Source organism: Mycobacterium sp. 852002-51163_SCH5372311 (genome assembly GCF_001667115.1).
Lineage (GTDB): Bacteria > Actinomycetota > Actinomycetes > Mycobacteriales > Mycobacteriaceae > Mycobacterium.
Map to the genome: position 1 here is coordinate 1 of NZ_LZIJ01000063.1, position 20,864 is coordinate 20,864.

Annotated in this window: 20 protein-coding genes; 6 read left to right on the forward strand and 14 right to left on the reverse strand. The window is 67.0% G+C overall.

The genetic code is table 11. The features are described 5' to 3' along the window. The 8 genes from A5791_RS27675 to A5791_RS07750 all read right to left on the reverse strand — a co-directional run. The coding region (locus A5791_RS27675; protein ID WP_369828028.1) for a hypothetical protein at positions 1 to 111 on the reverse strand (111 nt) is incomplete at its 3' end. Then, positions 108 to 1,670, reverse strand: coding sequence for a UDP-N-acetylmuramoyl-L-alanyl-D-glutamate--2,6-diaminopimelate ligase (locus A5791_RS07720; RefSeq protein WP_067233598.1), 1,563 nt, complete (start codon positions 1,668 to 1,670; stop codon positions 108 to 110). The genes A5791_RS07720 and A5791_RS27675, both read right to left, overlap by 4 nt. Positions 1,671 to 2,145: 475 nt before the next feature. Then, positions 2,146 to 2,760 carry a phosphatase PAP2 family protein gene (locus tag A5791_RS07725; RefSeq protein WP_067233600.1) on the reverse strand — a complete coding sequence of 205 codons (615 nt, stop codon included), beginning with the start codon at positions 2,758 to 2,760 and terminating at the stop codon, positions 2,146 to 2,148. 155 nt (positions 2,761 to 2,915) lie between these two features. Further along, complete coding sequence (locus A5791_RS07730; RefSeq protein ID WP_369828029.1) at positions 2,916 to 4,772, reverse strand: peptidoglycan D,D-transpeptidase FtsI family protein; 1,857 nt, start codon at positions 4,770 to 4,772, stop codon at positions 2,916 to 2,918. A 164-nt stretch (positions 4,773 to 4,936) separates the two neighbouring features. Then, positions 4,937 to 6,073, reverse strand: a complete 1,137-nt coding sequence (locus A5791_RS07735; RefSeq protein WP_067233605.1) for a hypothetical protein — start codon at positions 6,071 to 6,073, stop codon at positions 4,937 to 4,939. Next, entirely contained in the window at positions 6,070 to 7,329 is a 1,260-nt protein-coding gene (gene rsmH / locus A5791_RS07740; protein ID WP_156661061.1) for a 16S rRNA (cytosine(1402)-N(4))-methyltransferase RsmH, read from the reverse strand. Before rsmH ends, A5791_RS07735 begins: the two co-directional genes overlap by 4 nt. Next, on the reverse strand, positions 7,304 to 7,735 hold the full coding sequence (gene mraZ, locus A5791_RS07745; protein WP_067233643.1) for a division/cell wall cluster transcriptional repressor MraZ: 432 nt from the start codon (positions 7,733 to 7,735) through the stop codon (positions 7,304 to 7,306). The genes rsmH and mraZ overlap by 26 nt, the downstream gene beginning before the upstream one ends. Positions 7,736 to 8,179: 444 nt before the next feature. Beyond that, a complete protein-coding gene (locus A5791_RS07750) occupies positions 8,180 to 8,584 on the reverse strand; it encodes a DUF3040 domain-containing protein (RefSeq protein ID WP_067233607.1) in 405 nt (134 codons plus the stop codon). A gap of 275 nt (positions 8,585 to 8,859) precedes the next feature. Here A5791_RS07750 and A5791_RS07755 point away from each other — a divergent pair, with 275 nt between their 5' ends. Together A5791_RS07755 and A5791_RS07760 are read left to right on the forward strand one after the other, a co-directional pair. Further along, entirely contained in the window at positions 8,860 to 9,477 is a 618-nt protein-coding gene (locus tag A5791_RS07755; protein WP_067233609.1) for an N-acetyltransferase, read from the forward strand. Positions 9,478 to 9,649: 172 nt separating this feature from the next. After that, positions 9,650 to 10,294, forward strand: coding sequence for a DUF3153 domain-containing protein (locus tag A5791_RS07760; RefSeq protein ID WP_067233648.1), 645 nt, complete (start codon positions 9,650 to 9,652; stop codon positions 10,292 to 10,294). On the opposite strand, the gene A5791_RS07765 is transcribed toward A5791_RS07760, so the two are convergent. Further along, positions 10,291 to 11,187, reverse strand: a complete 897-nt coding sequence (locus tag A5791_RS07765) for a mycobacterial-type methylenetetrahydrofolate reductase (RefSeq protein WP_067233611.1) — start codon at positions 11,185 to 11,187, stop codon at positions 10,291 to 10,293. The two genes, A5791_RS07760 and A5791_RS07765, sit on opposite strands and share 4 nt — an antisense overlap. Positions 11,188 to 11,452: 265 nt before the next feature. On the opposite strand from A5791_RS07765, the gene idsA2 reads away from it, so the two are divergent. Both idsA2 and A5791_RS07775 read left to right on the forward strand, forming a co-directional pair. Next, positions 11,453 to 12,514 carry a bifunctional (2E,6E)-farnesyl/geranyl diphosphate synthase gene (gene idsA2, locus A5791_RS07770; protein WP_067233613.1) on the forward strand — a complete coding sequence of 354 codons (1,062 nt, stop codon included), beginning with the start codon at positions 11,453 to 11,455 and terminating at the stop codon, positions 12,512 to 12,514. A 4-nt stretch (positions 12,515 to 12,518) separates the two neighbouring features. Further along, positions 12,519 to 14,063, forward strand: coding sequence for an alpha-(1->6)-mannopyranosyltransferase A (locus A5791_RS07775; protein ID WP_067233616.1), 1,545 nt, complete (start codon positions 12,519 to 12,521; stop codon positions 14,061 to 14,063). Between the two features lie 7 nt (positions 14,064 to 14,070). Here A5791_RS07775 and A5791_RS07780 read toward each other — a convergent pair whose 3' ends face one another. Continuing rightward, the gene (locus tag A5791_RS07780) at positions 14,071 to 14,475 is read right to left on the reverse strand and encodes an Rv2175c family DNA-binding protein (protein ID WP_067233618.1); all 405 of its coding nucleotides are present in this window, start codon (positions 14,473 to 14,475) and stop codon (positions 14,071 to 14,073) included. A gap of 191 nt (positions 14,476 to 14,666) precedes the next feature. Between A5791_RS07780 and A5791_RS07785 the strand changes: the two genes are divergently transcribed. Next, the gene (locus A5791_RS07785) at positions 14,667 to 15,833 is read left to right on the forward strand and encodes a protein kinase (RefSeq protein WP_369828030.1); all 1,167 of its coding nucleotides are present in this window, start codon (positions 14,667 to 14,669) and stop codon (positions 15,831 to 15,833) included. 12 nt (positions 15,834 to 15,845) lie between these two features. On the opposite strand, the gene A5791_RS07790 is transcribed toward A5791_RS07785, so the two are convergent. The 3 genes from A5791_RS07790 to A5791_RS07800 form a co-directional block, all read right to left on the reverse strand. Beyond that, positions 15,846 to 17,231, reverse strand: coding sequence for a class II 3-deoxy-7-phosphoheptulonate synthase (locus tag A5791_RS07790; protein WP_067233620.1), 1,386 nt, complete (start codon positions 17,229 to 17,231; stop codon positions 15,846 to 15,848). Between the two features lie 66 nt (positions 17,232 to 17,297). Further along, positions 17,298 to 17,807, reverse strand: a complete 510-nt coding sequence (locus tag A5791_RS07795) for a polyadenylate-specific 3'-exoribonuclease AS (RefSeq protein WP_067233622.1) — start codon at positions 17,805 to 17,807, stop codon at positions 17,298 to 17,300. Positions 17,808 to 17,816: 9 nt separating this feature from the next. Then, positions 17,817 to 18,686, reverse strand: a complete 870-nt coding sequence (locus A5791_RS07800) for a hypothetical protein (RefSeq protein WP_156661063.1) — start codon at positions 18,684 to 18,686, stop codon at positions 17,817 to 17,819. An 86-nt stretch (positions 18,687 to 18,772) separates the two neighbouring features. On the opposite strand from A5791_RS07800, the gene A5791_RS07805 reads away from it, so the two are divergent. Further along, positions 18,773 to 20,065 (forward strand): glycosyltransferase 87 family protein, encoded by a 1,293-nt coding sequence (locus tag A5791_RS07805; RefSeq protein ID WP_067233625.1) that lies wholly within the window; start codon positions 18,773 to 18,775, stop codon positions 20,063 to 20,065. Positions 20,066 to 20,076: 11 nt separating this feature from the next. Here A5791_RS07805 and A5791_RS07810 read toward each other — a convergent pair whose 3' ends face one another. After that, the gene (locus tag A5791_RS07810; RefSeq protein WP_067233628.1) at positions 20,077 to 20,814 is read right to left on the reverse strand and encodes a 1-acyl-sn-glycerol-3-phosphate acyltransferase; all 738 of its coding nucleotides are present in this window, start codon (positions 20,812 to 20,814) and stop codon (positions 20,077 to 20,079) included. Between the last annotated feature and the right edge of the window lie 50 nt (positions 20,815 to 20,864).

The following is a 20,864-nucleotide window of genomic DNA, read 5'->3' on the forward strand; positions in this document are numbered from 1 at the left end:
GCGTGGTGCGACTGTTCCTGTCACGCGGGTCGCCGCGGCGGCATCCGCCGAGATGTCGGCCAGTGTGCCCCCGACGATCTCGGCGATCTGCGCCACGGTCAGGTCGATCACCGGCGTGCCCCTCGAGGGCTTGGGCCCTCCAGGCCCTCAGGGGCCGCGAGGGCCTCCAAAGCCCCGGCCAGCTCCACCCGGTCGTCGAACGGGCGCACCTCGCCCGCGCTGCGCTGTCCGGTTTCGTGGCCCTTTCCGGCCACCACCACCACGTCGCCCGGGCCCGCCCAGGCGACGGCGTGCCTGATCGCCGCCCGCCGGTCGGCGATTTCGACCACCTGCGCCTTGACGCCGGCCTTGGTAGCCCCGGTCAGGATCTCGCTGCGGATCGCGGCCGGGTCTTCCCCGCGCGGGTTGTCGTCGGTGACGACGACGAGATCTGCGAGCTCGGCGGCGACCTCGCCCATCGGAGCCCGCTTGCCGGGGTCGCGTTCTCCGCCGGCGCCGAACACCACCGCCAGGCGGCGGCCCGGTTGCAGCAGTGTGGTGAGCAGGGCGCGCAGGGCGCCCGGCTTGTGGGCGTAGTCGACCAGCGCGAGAAAATCCTGGCCGCAGTCGATCTGTTCCAATCGCCCGGGAACCCGCGTGTTCCGCAGTCCCGGCGCCGCCTGCGCAGGTGACACCCCGACGGCGTCCAGAATGGCAAGCGCGACAAGACAATTGGCAACGTTGTAGTGGCCTGGTAGCCGGATGCCGATCCGATGCTGCACGCCGGCGGGGTCCACGGCGGTGAACTCCTGTCCCCCGGCGCCCATCGGCACCACATCCTTGGCGCGCCAGTGCGCGGGTTGGTCGGTAGTGCTGACGGTGATCGCAGCGCCGGCGCGGGCGGCGATCGCACGTCCGGCGTCGTCGTCGACGCACACCACAGCGGTGCGGGCATGCAGCGACGACGCCGGGTCGAACAGCAATGCCTTTGCCTCGAAGTAGTCGGCCATGGTGGGGTGAAAGTCCAGGTGGTCGCGGGACAGGTTGGTGAAGGCACCGACCGCGAACCGAGTGCCGTCCACCCGGCCCAGCGCCAGCGCATGGCTGGACACCTCCATCACCACGGTGTCCACCCCGCGATCGGCCATCTCCGCGAGCATCGCCTGCAGCGCGGGCGCCTCGGGAGTGGTCAGCGCACTGGGGATGTCGGCGCCGTCGATGCGGATGCCGATGGTGCCGATCAGCCCGGCCATCCGCCCACCGGCCCGCAGACCGGCCTCGACCAGGTAGCTCGTAGTGGTCTTGCCGGACGTTCCGGTGATCCCCACCACGGTCACCCGATCGGAAGGGCGTCCGTACACGGTGGCGGCGAGGTCGCCGAGAACGCTACGGGGCGCGGGGTGGACCAGGACCGGCACCGTCGTGGCGTGTGCGGCGGCCAATTCGTCGGCCCCGGCGGCGTCGGTCATGACAGCAACGGCGCCGCGTCCGATCGCCTCGCCGGCAAATCGCGCGCCGTGCGTGGTCGCGCCGGACAGGGCCGCGAACAGGTCGCCGGGCCGCACATCTTGGGCACGCAGCGTGACACCGGTGATCGGCACGTCCGGAACGACGGCACCACGCTCCGCCAGTACCGCGCCGACCTGCGCCGCAAGGGCGGCCAGCGGCACGCCGGCACCGTCGCTGGGCACCTTCTACCACCTCCGTCCAGCGTTTCATCAAAGCAACGACCAGCGATGACACCCTACCCAGGCACTCCGGTCACCAGGCATTCCCGCGCCCTGCGTTGGCGACAACGGGCGAGGAGTGATCGAGGCAACAACGAGCCGGGTGGTTGCGCTTCGAGCCGGGCCAATTTGTTGATCCGCATCGGAAAGCCCGCGGCGACATTCGTTGTCTTGGGCTTTCAGTGTGAATGCCGGGCTTTCAGTGTGAATGCTGGGCTTTGCGTGTGCAGCCTGGGCTTTGCGTGTGCAGTCTGGGCGGGAATTCGCGCCTTAGCCCGCCCCCAGCGCACACGCAAAGCCGTCAGTGCACACGCAAAGCCGTCAGTACACACCGAATGCCGTCAGTACGCGATTACCAAAGTATGTGCGGATGGCTGCCCGGTAAGTGCAGATCCGAAGCGCCCCCGCACCTGAGCGGGGCAGATCGCCGCCGCGAATATCAGCTCCGGAGGATCGGCTGAGGAAGGGCGGCGCGCGGGTTTACATCCATCGGGATCAGCCGGCAAGCGAGGACGCCGACGGCAAAGCCGGTGGGGACGTCGAAGAAGTGGTGCTGCCAAGTCGTCAGCACCGACATTGCGATGCACGCGAAACTCAGATGCAGCAACCAGGTCCAGCGCGACGGGCAATGCCGCCGATAGCAGGCCCACAGGATCACCAGCAGGCTGATGTGCAGGGACGGCGCCTGGTTGAAGGGATGGTCGACCAAGCCCAGCAGGTCGAACAGCAGGCCGGGAAGGCCGTCAACTGGGGGCCGCGCCGGGCCGAAGCGCAGCGGGAATGCTACGAAGCAAACCAGTGAGATCACAGTCGCCAGGGCGAAGCGGGCGGCGTGAGCGCGCAGCTCGCGCCGGGTCCGGCACAGGAACGCAGAGGCGACGTACAGCAGGTCGATGCTCACGTACAGCAAGATCGTCCACGGCAGGAACGGGATCCAACGCTCCCAGGCCATGCTGATCTCGTGCACCCGTGCCGGTGGCAGCTGCGCGGCGTAGAGATTGGCTGCGGCGTAAGCGAGCAGGAAACCCGGCGCCATCAGCAGTAGCCAAAGCATCGCCTCTTTCCAGGGACGAGGCTCGCTCGGTCTCTCATCCAACCCGGCGGCGTGCGGCCGCAACCCGGCATTTCTCAAGGTTTTCCTAGGCCAATCGGTTCGCCAGATTACAGCGCAGTGACCCGAATTTCGGAGGATTGGCCCGCCTACTACTACTAAGTGGCCTGCAGAGTGAGCGGAGGCCCCGGATCGGGTGACAGCGGGACGTTTCCGCGCTGCATCAGCCAGCCCGCGATGTTGTGAAACAGCGGGGCGGCCGAGTGGCCTGGAGTGCCGTCCGCGTTGCGCTGGGGATTGTCCATCATGAGGCCGATGACGTAGCGGGGATTGTCCGCGGTGGCCATTCCGGCGAAGGTGATCCAGTAGACGTCGTCGAAATAGCAGCCGCATCCGGGGTTGATCTGCTGCGCGGTGCCCGTCTTTCCGGCCATCTGATAGCCCGGCACCGCGGCGGCCGGGCCGGTGCCCTGCTGGTAGCCCATCGGGTCGCGCTGGACGACGGCGCGCAGCATCTGCCGTACGGTCTGCGCGGTCTGCGCGGACACCACCCGAACGCCGTCCGGGCGCGGTTCTTCGGTGCGGGAGCCGTCGGGTGCGATGGTGGCCTTGATGATCCGCGGCGGTATCCGCAGCCCGTCATTGGCGATGGCCTGGTACATGCCGGTCATCTGCAGCAAGGTCATCGAAAGACCTTGGCCGATAGGAAGGTTCGAGAACGTGCTGCCCGACCACTGGTCGATCGGCGGCACGAGTCCCGCGCTCTCACCGGGCAGGCCCACGCCGGTGCGCTGGCCCAGTCCGAACCTGCGGACCATGTCGTAATAGCGTTCCGGGCCGATGCGCTGGGCCAGCATCAGCGTCCCGACGTTGGACGACTTCCCGAATATGCCGGTGGTGGTGTAGGGCATCACGCCGTGCTCCCAGGCGTCGTGCACTGTGACGCCGCCCATCTGGATCGAGCCCGGCACCTGCAAAACCTCGTCAGGGTTGGACAGCCCGTACTCGATGATCGAGGACGCGGCGATGACCTTGTTGACGGAGCCGGGCTCGAACGGCGAGGACACCGGCAAGTTGCCGAGTTGCCTGTCGCCCTGACGGCCGATGTCCTGCGACGGGTCGAAGGTGTTGTCGTTGGCCATCGCTAGCACTTCACCGGTCTTGGCATCGAGCACAACGGCCGATACAGTGTGCGCCCCCGACAGGTTCTTCGCCTGCTGGACCTGCTGCTGCACGTAGAACTGGATGTCGTCGTCGAGGGTCAGCTGGACAGTCGAACCGTTGACCGCGCGGTGCTGGTTGCGATAACTGCCCGGGATGACCACACCGTCGGAGCCGCGGTCATAGGTGACCGACCCGTCGGTTCCGGCGAGCACGGAGTCCAGGGATTCTTCCAGCCCCAGCAATCCGTGGCCGTCCCAGTCGATGCCGCCGACGATATTGGCGGCCAGCGAACCACCCGGGTACTGGCGCAGATCCTGTCGTTCCGAACCCACCTCGGGGTATTTGTCCGAAATCGCGCTGGCGATGGCGGGGTCGACCGCGCGGGCCAGATAGACGAAGTTTTCGTCGCTTTGCAGCTTCTTCAGGAGGGTGGGGGCGTCCGGCTTGTTGCTGAGCCGGCTCGCGACCTCCTTGGCGATGTCCTGCAACCGCTGCTGCGGGTCGGGGGCGGCGGAGTTCTTCTGTCTGGCCTCCTCCAACTGCTGGCGGATTCGCTTGGGCTGAAAGGTCAGTGCGCGGGATTCGATGGTGAACGCGAGCTGATCCTTGTTGCGGTCGACGATGCTGCCGCGAACCGCCTTCTTGACGTCGGTGACCTTGAGTTGTCCGGCCGCCTGCGCACGCAGGCCCGCGGCGTTGGAAACCTGCAGCAAGAACAGCTGGGTGGCCGCTACCAGCATCAACGCCAGGATGACGATGTTGCCGGCGCGATGCCGAAAGACGAATGACGCGCCGCGCGTCCCCGCCTCCACCACCTGGCGGGTACGCCGCTCGCGTGCCGAGTGGCCGATGGTCTCCGCTCGCCCACCTGCGCCGGATTTCTTGGGCTGCTTGGTCTTTCCCGCTTTATCCGGCTTGCGCAGCCGCTTCGCCTTCCCGGCTTCGCCGGCTGCTGGGTTCTTCCGGCGGCCCCGCGACGGCTGCGACGGGCGCGCTCGCCCCGAGTCGCCGCGCCTCACCGTGGCGCCGCCGGGACCGAGGTGGCAACCGGGCCGAACTGTTCACCGCGCGGCGGGGTTGGGGCGGCCGCCGGCGGCGGACCCGACGCTTGCGGCGCCGGAGGAAGCACGGGGGCCGGGACTTGGGCTGGGGGCGCCAAGCCCGGCTGTAGCGGAACGGGCACCTCCGCGGGCACCGGTCCGGCGGCCGGGAGCTGCCCCGGTACCGCCGGCGCGCCAGGCACCGCTCCACCAGGCAACCCCGGGAGCTGACCCGGAGGCGTTCCGGGCAGGCCCGGGACGGTCGGCGGAGAGAGATGCTGACCACCCAGCGTCGACGCGCCGTCGGGAGCGCGCAGCAACGCCTCTGGCCCCCGCGGCGCTGGCGTCGGGCCGCCGGGCGCCGGTAAGACCAGAACCGGCACCTCTGCGGGAACCGCCGCCGGCTTGGGGGGCGGCGGAGGTCCTTCCTCGGGAAGTTTGGTGTTCAGTGGCGGCGGCGGGACCCCGTCGGCCGGCTTGGGTGTGCCGACGACCACCCAGCTACCGTCCGGCGCCTGGACCAGGTGGGCGGTGTCCCTGGTCGGGATCATGCCCTGTTTGCGGGCCGCCTCGGCCAGCGCCGGCGCTGACTCCGCCTCGCGCACATCGCGTTCCAGGGCCTCCTTCTGCTGCTGCAGCATCCGGGTCTTCTCGCGCGCGTGGCTCAATTGGTACGACCTCTCGGCGGAGTCGGTGGACAGCCACAGCGTCAGGGCCAGCCCCACTCCCAGCGACCCGATGACCAGCACCACAAACGGGACCTTGTTCGCCAGCGTGCGTGGCCGCAGATCGACCGAGGCCAGCCGGGTGGCCAGCCGCTCGCTCAACTTGGGCCGGATAACCTTGGGCGCCTTGGCCTTCCGAGCCTTGGCCCGCGCCTTGGCCTGCTTGGTGTTCTTGGCCCGGGCCGGCCGCTCGACGGGCCGGGCGATCGGGTTGGTTTGAGGTCCGGATCTCCGCGCCTCGCGTGCAGGCGCTGAGGCATTGCCGGAGCGCGGCCGGCTGCGGCGTGCGGTCGCCTCCGTCGCGGGCCGCCCGCTGGTGCGCCCAGAACCGTCGCGCGCGCGCCGGCTGCTGTCGCGCTTGCCAGGGGCCTCACGTTTGGCCTTCATGAATCGCCCTTCCGAACTCGTTCCAGGGACCGCAGCCGCACCGGGGCGCTGCGGGGGTTGCGTTCGATCTCAGCGGGATCGGCACGTTCAGCACCGCGGGTCAGCGACCGGAATCGCGGTTGGTGGCCGGGAAGTTCGACCGGCAGACCCGCCGGCGTCCGGGAGGCGACAGCGTCGGCGAACGTGCGCTTGACGATCCGGTCTTCCAGCGATTGGTAGGCCAGCACCACGATGCGCCCGCCGACCGCCAGTGCGTCCAGTGCGGGGGGAAGGGCGCCGCGCAGCGTGTCCAGCTCGTCGTTGACCGCGATGCGCAACGCCTGGAAGGCGCGCTTGGCCGGGTGTCCGCCGGTGCGCCGGGCGGGCGCGGGAATCGCCTCGTACAGCAGGGCGACCAGCTCGGCCGTGGAGGTGAGCGGTGCTCGGGAACGCTGCCGGACGATACGCGCGGCGATGCGGCGGGCGAACCGTTCCTCGCCGTATCGGTGCAGGATGTCGGCCAGCGCAGCCTCGTCGTAGGTATTGACGATGTCAGCCGCCGTCAGCGGCGACTCGGGGTCCATCCGCATGTCCAGGGGAGCGTCCTGGGCGTAGGCGAAGCCCCGCTCGATCTGGTCCAGCTGCATCGAGGAGACGCCGAGGTCGAACAGCATCCCGTCGATCGATTCCTCAGCGGCATAACCGGTTTCGGTCAGCGCAGTGGCAACGCTGTCGTAGCGCGTGTGTATTAGTGTGACCCGATCGCCGAATCGCTCCAGCCGGTTGCGGGCGATGTCCAAGGCACCGGGGTCGCGGTCGAGTCCGATCAACCGAAGTCCTGGCAACTCGGACAGCAATCGCTCGGCGTGGCCGCCCGCGCCGACGGTCGCGTCGACGGCGACCGCATCCGACCCGTCCGGGTGATGACGGGTCAGCGCCGGGGTGAGCAGTTCGACGCAACGATCGGCCAGGACGGGCACGTGACCGAAATCTGCGTCAGCCACCGCAACACCTCCCCGGGTCTGGAGGGTTTCGACGGCCCGGCGGGCCGCGACCGATGCAGCCCCAGCGGCCCGAAGGGGCGCGACCGATGCAGCCCCAGCGGCCCGAAGGGGCGCGACCGATGCAGCCCCAGCGGCCCGAAGGGGCGCGACCGATGCAGCCTGGTCCCTGTCCGAACTTGTGAACCTGGCGTTGGGGAAGTACGCCAGGGTCGGTTCGGGCAGAGGCCAGGGTGCATGGGCATGCGCCTCAGATGATGTCGCCGAGTGCTTCATCGCTGGCCGCGGAGAAGTTCTCTTCATGGGTCTGCTGATAGTCCTGCCAGGCTTGGGCGTCCCAAATCTCCAGGTAGTCGACCGCTCCGATCACCACGCAGTCCTTGGAGAGGTTGGCGTAGCGACGGTGGTCGGACGACAGCGTGATCCGGCCCTGCGCGTCGGGATGCTGCTCGTCGGTACCGGCCGCCAGATTGCGCAGGAACGCCCTGGCTTCGGGATTGCTTCGCGAAGTCTTGCTCGCCCGGCGCGCCAATTGCTCGAACTCCGCCCGCGGGTAGACGGCCAGGCTGTGATCTTGGCTCTTGGTGACCATCAATCCCCCTGCCAGTGCGTCGCGGAACTTGGCGGGCAGCGTCAGCCGCCCTTTGTCGTCGAGTTTGGGCGTGTAGGTGCCGAGAAACACCAGCTCACCTCCCGCCCGGAGCCGCTTTCCCGGGTGTCCCACCCGCTCCCAAACACTTCCGTCACCATACCCCACAATCCCCCACTTTTCCCCATTCCTAGAGTGTCGCCGTGGCGTTTTCCGCCTTATCCACCACTCCGGAGCGTTTCGGGAGCATCGTCGGCGAGCACGTGACCGCCAACGCCGCCAAGAAAGCGCATTTCAACGGCTCAAATGAGCCAGTACCGCTTGGGTGGGGCCAAGTGGGGCATGTTGGGAATACAACTCGGACACAAGTGCGGCTCAATATGGACTACGGGATCCGAACCTGCGCTGGTGGCGTCGAGCATGCGCCAAGCGCGCACCTCACGCACTCAAACGCGCCCTCACCGCAGAATCGAGACACGGCCACCGGATGCAAAACGGGGAAGCCTCGGCTTCCCCGCTATGACTGGATCCGAGCCGCTATTCGTCGAAGCGGCGGCGGAATCGGTCCTCCATGCGACTGGTGAACGAACCCCCCGCGCCCTTGGCGCGACGCTGACGGGGCGCGCCGGCGACCGATCCGGAGCGGTCGGCCCGTCCGGACAACCGCGGGGCGGTGATAGCAAACACCACGCCGCCGAACATCACGATGAAGCCGAAGACACTCAGAATGGGAAAGTTTTTGATCATCGTGGCCGGAAACGCGACACCGGAAACCAACATCGCCAGACCGATGACGAACAGCGCCGAACCCTGCAGGCGCCGGCGCGCACTGGGCGCACGGAACCCGCCGCCGCGAACACTCGATGCGAATTTGGGGTCCTCGGCATAGAGAGCGCTCTCGATCTGATCGAGCATTCGTTGCTCATGATCGGAGAGTGGCATTCGTCCCTCCTTGCCGACAGGCCGACACGTATATCGGTAGCACGCGGATGCCCGTTACGTGGGCAACTAATTCAGATGATACGAGGTCAATCTGTGCCGTACCACTGGTTCGCGGCCGATTCTATCCGGTTGCCCCACAGCGCAGACGCGACCGGGGAGGGTGCCGTCGCACCGCTCGTCGATCGGTGGCGCTGCCGTCAGATAATGACCGCGAGAGTCGACCCGGATACTGATAACAGCATCCGCCCGCCATGGCATGAGGAGGACACCGCGAGTTGGCGATATTCCTCATCGATCTGTCGCCGAACGATATGGAGCGCCGCCTCAATGACGCTCTGGGGGTGTATGTCGACGCAATGCGCTACCCGCGTGGCACCGAAAATCAGCGCGCGGCAATGTGGCTGGAACACATGCGGCGGCCCGGCTGGAAGGCGGTCGCCGCGGTAGAAGCGGCAGAAACCGCGGAAACTCCGACTCCTCGGGGGACAACACCGTCGGCCTCGGAACTGGGCACCGCGCCATTGCTCGGCGTGGCGTACGGCTATCCGGGGGCCCCCGGCCAGTGGTGGCAGCAGCAGGTCGTCTTGGGCTTGGAGCGCGGCGGCCTGCCGCCTCAGGAGATCGCCCGGCTGATGACCAGTTATTTCGAGTTGACCGAACTGCATATTCATCCGCGCGCCCAGGGCCACGGCCTTGGCGAGGCTCTGGCGCGACGACTGCTGGCCAATCGTGGGGAACGCAACGTCCTGCTCTCCACGCCGGAGACCAATGGTGAGGCGAACCGCGCGTGGCGGCTTTATCGCCGCCTGGGCTTCACGGACATCATCCGTCGATACCACTTCGCCGGCGACCCGCGCGCTTTCGCGATCCTGGGCCGCACGCTGCCTCTCTAGCGCTGCCTCTCTAGCGCTGCCTCTCTAGCGCTGCCTCTTGATGTGGCCCTTTAGCGGACGGTTCGGCGACACCGTTCGCCGGGTCTGGCACGATGACCTGGTGCTGCACCCGCGCCTGGCCCGACGATCCAGTGATTTCAGGGCTCGACGACGTCGTCTGCTGGCCGTTGCGATGCTGCTGATGCTCGTACCGCTGGCGACTGGATGTCTGCGGGTCCGGGCCTCGATCACCATTTCTCCCGACGACCTGGTGTCCGGCGAGATCATCGCCGCCGCCAAACCGAAGAGCCCGAAAGATCCCGGTCCCCAGCTCGACAGCAATTTGCCTTTCAGCCAGAAGGTCGCGGTCTCGAACTACAGCAGCGACGGGTATGTGGGGTCACAGGCTGTGTTCTCCGATTTGACGTTCGGCGAGGTACCGCAGCTGGCCCACATGAACCGCGACGCCGCCGGCGTGAATCTCTCGCTGCGCCGAAACGGCAACCTGGTGCTGCTGGAAGGCCGGGCCGATCTGACGTCGGTGACCGATCCCGACGCGGAGGTGGAACTGACCGTGGCGTTCCCCGGTGCGGTGACCTCCACCAACGGTGACCGCATCGAGCCCCAGGTCGTGCAGTGGAAGCTCAAGCCGGGCGTGGTGACCACCATGAGCGCCCAGGCCCGTTACACCGATCCCAACACGCGGTCGTTCACCGGAGCGGGCGTATGGCTGGGCATCGGATCGTTCGCGGTGGCCGGCGTGGTAGCCCTGCTCGCCTGGGTGAGCCGGGACCGCTCCGAGCGATTCACCACACCGCGCGACCAGATCACCAGCTAGCTGTTCCGCGTGGGCGACCAGTAGTCGAGCATCTCGGCGAAGGTCTGGAACGCCGGCGCGGAGACACCGTAGGTGGCCTCCAGATGGATGCTCAGCGGAAAGCCGAGTTCGGCGACACCGTCGATGACGCGCTTGTACAAATCGACCATCAGCCGGCGCTTCTCAGCGGCTTCGCACGTGGCCAACCTTTTGACGAAGGCCTGCTCTTGGGCCACAGCCGCGTTCCCGGGATCCTGAATCAGCCAGTTGATCAGGCCGATCCGGTCCTCGACCTTGGGCACGAAGCCGAACGACAACAGGATCTCGGGCCGATGATCGGTGTTCTTCGCGAAATCGGTCAGGAAACCAACGATCGCATCCGAGTACAACAGCTGGGTCATGCCGTAGGTCGCGCCCTGGTTGCATTTGAAGTTGAGCCGGCCGTGTTCGCCTTCCCGGGTGGGAATCACGATGACGCCGCGGTTGGCCACCACGTCGCGATAGATCGACAGGGCGTCGGTCGGCGCGACGCCGGAACCTTCACCGTCGTTCATCGTGCGCGGTACGCCGACGAAAACCACGCCCTCCATCCCGGCCCCTGACAGCTCGGTGAGCCGCTTGCGCAGCGATTCCTCGTCCATGAACGCGGTCACCTGGGTGCACAGGCCGTTGATGTCCGGCAGCTGCGGACGGATGATCGACCAGAAGTCCAACACGTCCAGCTTGGGCTGCATGGGGACCGGCCGATCGTCCTCCTCCGCGATCATTCCCGGGATCATCACGTGCCGAATCCGGCCCTCCAGCCCGGAATCGGCCGAGAACTGCACCACTTTGCGCGCATCTTCGGCTGCCCGCTCCCGACCGCCGTCCACGTTCGGTGGCACCAGCTCGAGCGCGATGGTGTTGAGGGTCACACGGCTCCTCTTCATCGGTGGCGGGCTTCGTCGCTGGCGGGCTCATTGGCGGGCAATGCACGCAGAGGGACCGGGTGGCCCGATCCATCAGACAGCATAGGGGCGGCTCGGCGAGCCGTTCGAGGCAAGTCGCACCGGCTCTGAGAACGAGGAGCAGGCTGTGTGCGGGCTTGCGGCGAATACACTTGTCGGGCCGGGACAGGACCAGTGAGAAAGGGGTGCGGCGCTGAGCCCAAAAGCTGCAGTAGCAGCGGCAACCGTCGAGCTGGCCGGCGAAATCACCGACCAACTGCGGCAGTATCTGCGCGAGCGTCGCAACGAAACCGCCTACTTGGGTAGCGACTACGGAGTCCTCGTAGCGGAACTCGAGGATTTCGTGCTGAGCGGTGGCAAACGGCTGCGGCCGGTCTTCGCCTACTGGGGCTGGCGCGCAGTGGCGGCCCAAAACCCGGATCCCGGTGTGCTGCTCCTGTTTTCCGCGCTGGAGCTGCTGCACGCGTCGGCATTGGTCCACGACGACGTGATCGACGCTTCCGCTACCCGGCGCGGCAGGCCGACCACCCACATGCACTTCGCGGCCCTGCACCGGGACCGCAACTGGCGCGGGTCACCGGAGCAGTTCGGAACGTCGGCCGCCATCCTGGCCGGTGATTTGGCGCACGCGTGGGCCGACGACATCATCTTGCGGGCTTCCTTGTCCCCTGACGCCCGGCAGCGCGTTCAGCGCGTCTGGGCCGATATTCGTGCCGAGGTGCTGGGCGGGCAGTATCTGGACATCGTCGCCGAGGCCTCGATTCCGGCCTCCGCCGCCGAATCGATTGCGTCCGCGATGACCGTCGCCAAGTTCAAGACCGCGTGCTACACGGTGACGCGACCGCTGCAGCTGGGCGTGGCCGCCGCTGCCGACAGGCCCGACGTGCTGGCAGCCTTCGGTCAGTTCGGCGCCGACCTGGGTGTGGCGTTCCAGCTGCGAGACGACGTGCTCGGGGTGTTCGGGGACCCCGCGGTGACCGGCAAACCCTCCGGCGACGACCTCAGGTCCGGCAAGCGCACCGTGCTGGTGGCCGAGGCGCTGGACTTGGCAGACAAATCAGATCCGTTGGCGGCCAAGCTGTTGCGAGCCTCGATCGGCACCGAACTGACCGACGCGCAGGTGCGCGAATTGCGGGAGGTCATCAAGGCGGTGGGCGCACTGGCCGCGGCGGAGCGCCGCATTGCCATGCTGACCCAACGTGCACTGGCCACGCTGGCGGCCGCACCTGTCAACGAGGCGGCCAAGGTGGGGCTGTCCGAATTGGCCAGTCTGGCCACGAACCGGTCCGCCTGAACCGATGGCCACCGACACGGCGTCGCAACACTTTCTGGCGCAATACTTTTCACGATTGCACGGGTTTGCCGCAACGCCGGAGGCCGGACCGGCGAAATTGGGTTTTCTGGGCTCGGCGCTGATCACCGTGGGCGGGCTGGGGGCCGGCAGCACCCGCCAGCACGACCCCCTGCTGGAGTCCATTCACTTGTCCTGGCTGCGGTTCGGCCACGGACTGGTGATGTCGTCGATCCTGTTGTGGGTCGGCGTAGGCCTGATGCTGATCGCCTGGCTGCGACTGGGCCGGCTGGTCCTGGCCGGCAATGCCAGCGAGTTCGTGATGCGGGCGACCACCGCCTTCTGGTTGGCGCCGCTGCTGCTTTCGGTCCCGGTCTTCAGCCGCGACACCTACTCGTATCTGGCCCAGGGCGCACTGCTGCGCGACGGATTCGATCCCTATGCGGTTGGTCCGGTCGGCAACCCGAATTCGTTGCTGGACGACGTAAGTCCCATTTGGACCATCACCACCGCGCCCTACGGTCCGGCGTTCATCCTGGTGGCCAAGTTCGTCACGATCCTCGTCGGCAACAATGTGGTGGCCGGAACCATGCTGCTGCGGCTGTGCATGTTGCCCGGACTGGCACTGCTGATCTGGGCCACTCCCCGGCTGGCCCACCACCTCGGCGCCGACGGGCCGACCGCCCTGTGGATCTGCGTTCTCAACCCGCTGGTGCTCATGCATTTGATGGGCGGCGTGCATAACGAAATGCTGATGGTCGGGTTGATGACGGCCGGCATCGCGCTGACCTTCGCCGGTCGCAATGTCGCGGGCATCATGCTGCTCACGGTCGCGATCGCCGTCAAAGCGACCGCCGGAATCGCGTTGCCGTTCCTGGTCTGGGTGTGGGCGCGCCACCTGCGTGAACGCCGGGAATACCAACCGGCGCAGGCGTTTTTGGCGGCCGCCGCCATTTCGCTGCTGATTTTCGCTTTGGTGTTCGCGGTGCTGTCCGCGGTCGCCGGTGTCGGCCTGGGTTGGCTGACCGCGCTGGCCGGCTCGGTGAAGATCATCAACTGGCTCACCGTCCCCACTGCGGTGGCCAACGTCATCCACGCTGTCTTCAGCGGGTTTTTCGCGGTCGACTTTTACACCACCCTGCGACTGACCCGCCTCGTCGGCATCGGCATCATCGCGGTGTCGCTGCCATTGTTGTGGTGGTGGTACCGACGCGACGATCGGGCCGCTCTGACCGGCATCGCCTGGTCGATGGTGATCGTGGTGCTGTTCGTTCCCGCCGCGCTGCCCTGGTACTACTCGTGGCCGTTGGCGATAGCCGCCCCGCTGGCCCAGTCGCAGCGGGCGATGGCCGCGATCGCCGGGCTGTCCACGTGGGTGATGGTCATCTTCAAACCCGACGGATCACACGGAATGTATTCGTGGCTGCACTTCTCGCTGGCCACCGGGTGCGCCCTGGCCGCCTGGTATGCGCTGCACCGAACCGAGGATCAGCGCGCCGTAAATGCCCCAGAAGTGTCAGCAGCCGCAGAACGGGCGAGCGGCTCGCCCTAACAGGCCCTTAATAAGCCATCGCCTGGGCGCGGCGCACCACTTCACGAGCCTGGTGGGCATGCAGCGCGTCGACCGGCCGGGCGTTGCACATCGCGTCCCGGCTGCCGTCGCGGGTGACCGTCAACGAGGGGTCCGGGGTGAACAGCCAGCGCACGATCTCGGTGTCGCGGTAGCCGCCGTCGTGCAGGATGGTCAACAACCCCGGCAGGCTCTTCACGACGTGACCGGAATTGGTGAAGAACACCTGGGGCACCACAACGCCGCCCCCGCGCCGCACCGCGACCAGATGGCCTTCCCGTAGCTGTTGTTGCACCTTGCTGACCGGCACGCCGAGCAGCTGAGCCACTCTGGGCAGATCGTACGTTGGCTCGTCGGGGTCCAATACGTCGTCGCCGGCCGGAATGCTGCCCACTTCGCCAGTGTAAATCCTGGTACGCAGCCGGGATGGGGCTTTTCGACGCTACTTTCCAGGCTCTGGCGTGCCCCAAACTCCAACGCCGCACCTACGATGACCCCGTGGCTCGACCAGGCACCGTGGACCCGTTGGAAGACACCTACCTGGACGGTCGTTACCTGGTGCACACCAAGATCGCCAGCGGCGGCATGTCCACGGTGTACCGCGGCGTCGACGTGCGGCTCGACCGCCCGGTCGCGCTGAAGGTGATGGACTCGCGGTACGCCGGCGACGAGCAGTTCCTGACCCGATTCCAATTGGAGGCCCGTACCGTCGCCCGGCTGAAGCATCCCGCAGTGGTCGCGGTCTACGACCAGGGTCTGGACGGCCGGCACCCGTTTCTGGTGATGGAGCTCGTCGAGGGCGGAACCCTGCGTGAGTTGCTGAATGAACGCGGCCCGATGCCGCCGCACGCCGTCGCGGCGGTGCTTCGCTCGGTGCTGGGCGGGGTGGCCGCCGCACACCGCGCCGGCCTGGTACACCGCGACATCAAGCCAGAAAACGTGCTGATCTCCGACGACGGCGAGATCAAGATCGCCGATTTCGGGCTGGTGCGCGCGGTCGCGGCCGCCGGCATCACGTCCGCCAGCGTCATCCTGGGCACCGCGGCCTACTTGTCCCCCGAGCAGGTTCGCGATGGCAGTGCCGGTCTGCGCAGCGACGTCTACTCCGTTGGCATCCTCACCTATGAGTTGCTGACAGGGGTTACGCCGTTCACCGGCGATACGCCGTTGTCGATCGCCTACCAGCGACTGGACAACGACGTGCCCCGCGCCAGCGCGGTGATCGACGGCGTGCCACCCGAGTTCGACGAGCTGGTGGCGCGCGCAACCGCCCGAGATCCCGCCCACCGATACGCCGATGCCATTGAGATGGGCGCCGAGGTGGACGAAATCGCCGAGGAATTGGGGTTGCCGAATTTCCGGGTGCCGGCTCCGCGCAACTCCGCTCAGCACCGTTCGGCGGCGCTGCATCACACCCGAGTTGCCGCACGCCGGGACAGCGCGCAGCCGCCGCCGGCGTCGTCCGGTAAGCCACCCGGCAAGCCGCCGCTGCACGCCACGCGTCAGTTCACCCGGGGACCCGAAGAATGGTCCGACCCGGAAACTGCCGCCGAGCTCGAGCCAGAGCCCGGCGAATCCGAATCCGATGCGGTTCCAGAACAATTCGGCGGTGTCGCACTGGACGAATTGGTCTGGGTGCGACAGCATGGCCGGCGCATGGTGTTGATCTGGGTGGCGATCGTCGTGGCGATCACCGGCCTGGTCGCGACGGCGGCCTGGACGATCGGGGCCAACCTGGCCGGCCTCTTGTAGGGCGAGCAGACCTTAATCGCGCAGCATCTCGGCGACCAGGAAGGCCAATTCGAGCGACTGCTGGGTATTCAGCCGCGGGTCGCACGCGGTCTCATAGCGGCCGACCAGGTCGGTGTCCGAAATGTCTTGCGCGCCACCAAGACACTCGGTGACGTTTTCACCGGTGATCTCGACGTGGATGCCGCCCGGGTGGGTGCCCAGCGCACGGTGCACCTCGAAGAACCCCTGCACTTCGTCGACGATGCGGTCGAAATGCCGGGTCTTGTAACCGTTCGACGACTCGTGGGTGTTGCCGTGCATCGGGTCACACTGCCAGATCACCTGGTGGCCGGTGGCCTGGACCTTCTCGATGATCGGCGGTAGCACGTCGCGCACCTTGTTGTTGCCCAGCCTGCTCACCAGGGTGAGGCGACCCGGCTTGTTGTGCGGGTCGAGCCGCTCGACGTACTCGACAGCGAGCTCCGGGGTCATGGTCGGGCCGATTTTGACGCCGATCGGGTTGGCGATCACCTCGGCGAACGCGACGTGTGCCCCGTCGAGCTGGCGGGTGCGTTCGCCGATCCACACGGTATGCGCCGACAGGTCGTAGAGCTTGGGGCCCTCGGGGTCATCCGCCAGCCGCAGCATGGAGCGCTCGTAGTCGAGCACCAAAGCCTCGTGGCTGGCGTAGATTTCGGCGGTTTGCAGATTGCGGTCGGCCACCCCGCAGGCACTCATGAAACGCAGTCCCCGGTCGATCTCGGTGGCCAGAGCCTCATACCGGGCGCCGGCCGGCGAGGTCCGCACGAATTCCCGGTTCCAGTCGTGCACCAGGTGCAACGACGAAAAACCCGACGACGTCAGCGCACGTACCAGGTTCATCGCGGCGCTGGCGTTCGCGTACGCACGGACCAGCCGTGACGGATCGTGCTGGCGCGCCGTGGCGTCCGGGGCAAAGCCGTTGATCATGTCGCCGCGGTAGGACTTCAAGCCCAGCGCGTCGATGTCCGCCGATCGTGGCTTGGCGTACTGACCCGCAATGCGGGCCACTTTGACCACAGGCATGCTTGAGCCGTAAGTCAGCACCACAGCCATCTGCAGCAGGGTGCGGATATTGCCCCGGATGTGCGGCTCTGTGTTGTCGGTGAATGTCTCAGCGCAGTCGCCGCCCTGCAGCAGGAACGCCTCGCCCCGGGCGACTTGAGCCAGCTGTTCCTGCAGCCGGACGATCTCGGACGGCACGGTCACCGGCGGCACACTTTCCAGCACAGTGCGCATCGCCGCGGCTTGGTCGGGGTCCCACGACGGTTGTTGCGCGGCGGGCTTGGCCAGCGCGGCGTCCAGCCGGGCACGCAGGTCGGCCGGCAGCGGCGGCAGTGGCGGCAGCTGGTCGATCGGTATGTCGACTGTCCAGTTCATCGGTCCATGGTAACCGGGTCCTGAACCATAGCGTGACGGCTGATCAGGGCGAACGTCGCCGCGACATCACCGGGGATCGCCCGTCTGCTTCGCTTCGTCGCCCGAGGTGATGATTCGGAACCGGCGCAACTGATCCCGAGCATCCACCAGCGCGTCGTGGACATTGCGCGACCGCGGTGGCATCCGGGGGCACCCCCGGTCCTCCCACAATTGCCGCAGGTCGCGGGTGAAGCGAGGAATCGTCCGCGGCAATTCGGGCATCGTCCCCCACAACTGACACAGCGCGACATGGTCGTAGGCGCCGACCCAGGCCCACAGCTCGATCGGGTCGGTGTCGTCGACGCCGAAGAATTCCTCCAGTTCCTCGCGAATCTGCTTGCGCGAGCGCCACAACTGCGAGGCCGGCGGCGGCAGCTTGGGCAGCACGTGGGCGCGCACCCAGCTGCCGGCCCGTTCGGGATCGAATTCGGTGGACACGGCGTAATACTCGCGGCCGTCCTCGGCGACCACCCCGATCGAGATCAGGTCGATCGTGCGGCCGTCCTCGATGAACTCGGTGTCATAGAAGTACCGCACGGGCGCACCCTAGTCCGGCAAGCCGGCGCCAACGGGTTCAGGGGGCGGCGCCGGATGCACATCCTGGTCCAGCTGGGCGTCCACTGTGCGCTCGTCGGGCAAGCGCGGAGTACCGGCGATCAGGCACTGCACGGCCAGCTTGGCCCGCACCACGGGTCGACGCCATCTGCGCTCCCGCTCCAGGGCACGGCGCATCTTGTCCGGTTGGTCAGAGTATCGCCACCGGGCCCACGGAGCGTGTGGACGCGACAGCCGGATCGCGCCGATGACCAGCAGCACCACCAGGAACATGCCCAGCAGGCCGGTCCACAACTTCCCTTTGAAGAGCACCACAATGGCCAGCGGCAGCGTCAGCACCAGCCCGGCCAGCAGCGCCAGGTGCAGCCCCACCGAACGGGTGTCGTTCCAGATCGGCAGCAAGAACATCAGCGGATGCAGGCCCAGGATCAACAGCCCCGCCACGGCGACCGCGGCGAACACGGCGTCCACCGAGGTTCGCCCGTCCTCCTCCCAGTACACGTCGGACAGGTGCAGGATCAACGCGTACTCGTCGAGAACCAGTGCCGCGCCGATTCCGAAAAGGACGGCCGCCGCGGTGAATTCGGGTTCCTGCCCGTTGACGGACAGCGACACCAGCGTCAGCCCGGAAATCATCACCAGGACCACACCGAACGCCACGTGGTGGATGTGTATCGAGGCGATGTGGATGTTTCGCGGCTGCCACCAGCGCGCCGGCGCGCCGTTGTCGGTGCGACGGCGGATGAACCGCACGAAAGTTCGCGTGACGAAGAAGGTCAGGATGAAGGCGATCAGGCAGCACAACAGGGGCAGGCGGCCACGGTCGACGATGTCGTGTTGAAACCAACGGAACACCCCCAAAAAGCTACGCCCAGATGTCGACACGAGGCGGGAGCCGCGCTGCTCCGACGATCACCGGCGCGTCAACCATTAGGCTTGTTCGCGACATGAGTAACTCGCAGGCGCCCGACGTGGGCTCTCCTGACAGCAGCCGCGGACGAGTCTGGTGGTTTTGGCTGCTCTGGGTGCCGGCTGCCGCGGCGCTGGGTTACGTGGCCTGGACATTGTTCTGGCACACGCCCTACCGCATCGACATCGACATCTATCAGATGGGTGGTCAAGCCTGGCTGGACGGACATCCGCTGTACACGGGCGATGTGCTGTTCAACACACCCATCGGGTTGAAGCTGCCGTTCACCTATCCCCCGCTGGCGGCTATCGCGTTTTGTCCATTCGCGTGGCTGCACATGCCGGCGGCCAGCGTCGCGATCACGCTGTTGACGTTGCTGCTGCTGATTGTCTCGACGACCATCGTGCTGACCCGCCTCGACGTCTGGGCGAGCTCGAACGTCCTGCCCGGGCCGGCCTGGTTGCGCCGGCTGTGGCTGGCGGTGATCATCGTGGCGCCGGCGACCCTGTGGCTCGAGCCGATCAGCTCCAACTTCGCCTTCGGTCAAATCAACGTCGTGCTGATGACCCTGGTGATCGCCGACTGCCTGCCACGGCACACGCCGTGGCCCCGCGGTCTGCTGCTCGGCTTGGGAATAGCGCTGAAACTCACCCCTGCGGTGTTCCTGCTGTATTTCCTGCTGCGTCGCGACGGCCGGGCGGCTCTGACCGCCCTGGCGTCTTTCGTGGCCGCGACGCTGGTCGGCTTCGCGCTGGCGTGGCGCGACTCGTGGGAGTACTGGACTCACACGGCGCGCAACACCGCACGGATCGGCGACGCGGCGCTGAACACCGATCAGAACATCGCGGGCGCGCTCGCCCGGCTCGGGCTCGGAGAGCAGGAACGCTTCCTGCTGTGGGCGGGCGCATGCCTGCTGGTGCTCGCCATCACGGTATGGGCGATGCAGCGGGTGCTGCGGGCCGGTGAGCCGGCTTTGGCGCTGATTTGTGTCGCCCTGTTCGGGTTGGTGGTTTCACCCGTGTCGTGGTCGCATCACTGGGTGTGGGTACTGCCGGCCGTGTTGGTGACGGCCGTATTGGCGTGGCGGCGCCGCAACGTGGCACTGGCCGTGCTCAGCGTCGTCGGAGTGGCGCTGATGAGGTGGACGCCAATCGACTTGCTCCCCAAACATCACGAGGCAACCGCGAACTGGTGGCGTCAGCTGCTGGGGATGTCCTACGTGTGGTGGGCGTTGGCGTTCATCGTCGTCGTCGGGGTCACAGTCAGCGCCCGGGCAGCTTCGCAGCAGGCCACCGCGCCTGAACTGACGCCCGTCCCGGCCGTCGGCTGATCGAGACCGGACTAGCCCGCGGCGGTCTCCGGAATCCGGGTTGCTTCGCTGTTCGATCCCTGCCCGGAAGAGTCGTTGCCGCCGTCCTTGACGGTGGCGGCGTAGATGTCGACGTACTCCTGACCGGACAGTCCCATCAGTTCGTAGATCACCTCGTCGGTGACGGCCCGCTCGATGAAACGGTTGCCGGCCAGCCCCTCGAAGCGGGAGAAGTCCATCGGTTCGCCGAACCGGACGGTCACCCGCCCGAACCGCCACATCTTGCTGCCGGGCGGGTTGACGACGTTGGTGCCGATCATCGCAACGGGGATCACCGGAACCCCGGTTTGCAGGGCCAGCCGCGCCAGCCCGGTCTTGCCCTTGTACAAGCGGCCGTCGGGCGAACGGGTGCCCTCGGGATACATGCCCAGTAGCTTGCCCTGCTCCAGCAACCGCTCGGCGGTGGTCAGCGCCGCCTGTGCGGCATCGGCGTCGCTGCGGTCGATCGGCACCTGGCCCGCGACGGTATAGAACCAGCGGGTGAACCAGCCTTTCAGGCCGGTGCCGGTGAAGTATTCGGCCTTCGCCAGAAACGTTATCCGGCGCCGAACCACCAGCGGCAGAAAGAAGCTGTCGGCGACCGCCAAGTGGTTACTTGCGAGTATCGCCGGGCCGGAATTCGGAACATGTTCCAGGCCTTCGACTTTCGGCCGTCCAAGCAGGGAGAGCAGTGGGCCCATGAAGATGTACTTGAATAGCCAGTACCACATGGCCCTCCCTCTCACCCACACTCGATGGTGTCCAACTGTACCCATGTGTG

What these genes read in the sequence shown, in the direction of transcription:
- A5791_RS07725 (WP_067233600.1), bottom strand. Translation starts at nt 2,760, where the DNA reads ATGCTTTGGCTACTGCTGATGGCGCCGGGTTTCCTGCTCGCTTACGCC.
- A5791_RS07735 (WP_067233605.1), bottom strand. Translation starts at nt 6,073, where the DNA reads ATGAAGGCCAAACGTGAGGCCCCTGGCAAGCGCGACAGCAGCCGGCGC.
- rsmH (WP_156661061.1), bottom strand. Translation starts at nt 7,329, where the DNA reads ATGAAGCACTCGGCGACATCATCTGAGGCGCATGCCCATGCACCCTGG.
- A5791_RS07750 (WP_067233607.1), bottom strand. Translation starts at nt 8,584, where the DNA reads ATGCCACTCTCCGATCATGAGCAACGAATGCTCGATCAGATCGAGAGC.
- A5791_RS07760 (WP_067233648.1), top strand. Translation starts at nt 9,650, where the DNA reads ATGCTGCTGATGCTCGTACCGCTGGCGACTGGATGTCTGCGGGTCCGG.
- A5791_RS07775 (WP_067233616.1), top strand. Translation starts at nt 12,519, where the DNA reads ATGGCCACCGACACGGCGTCGCAACACTTTCTGGCGCAATACTTTTCA.
- A5791_RS07785 (WP_369828030.1), top strand. Translation starts at nt 14,667, where the DNA reads ATGTCCACGGTGTACCGCGGCGTCGACGTGCGGCTCGACCGCCCGGTC.
- A5791_RS07790 (WP_067233620.1), bottom strand. Translation starts at nt 17,231, where the DNA reads ATGAACTGGACAGTCGACATACCGATCGACCAGCTGCCGCCACTGCCG.
- A5791_RS07805 (WP_067233625.1), top strand. Translation starts at nt 18,773, where the DNA reads ATGAGTAACTCGCAGGCGCCCGACGTGGGCTCTCCTGACAGCAGCCGC.
- A5791_RS07810 (WP_067233628.1), bottom strand. Translation starts at nt 20,814, where the DNA reads ATGTGGTACTGGCTATTCAAGTACATCTTCATGGGCCCACTGCTCTCC.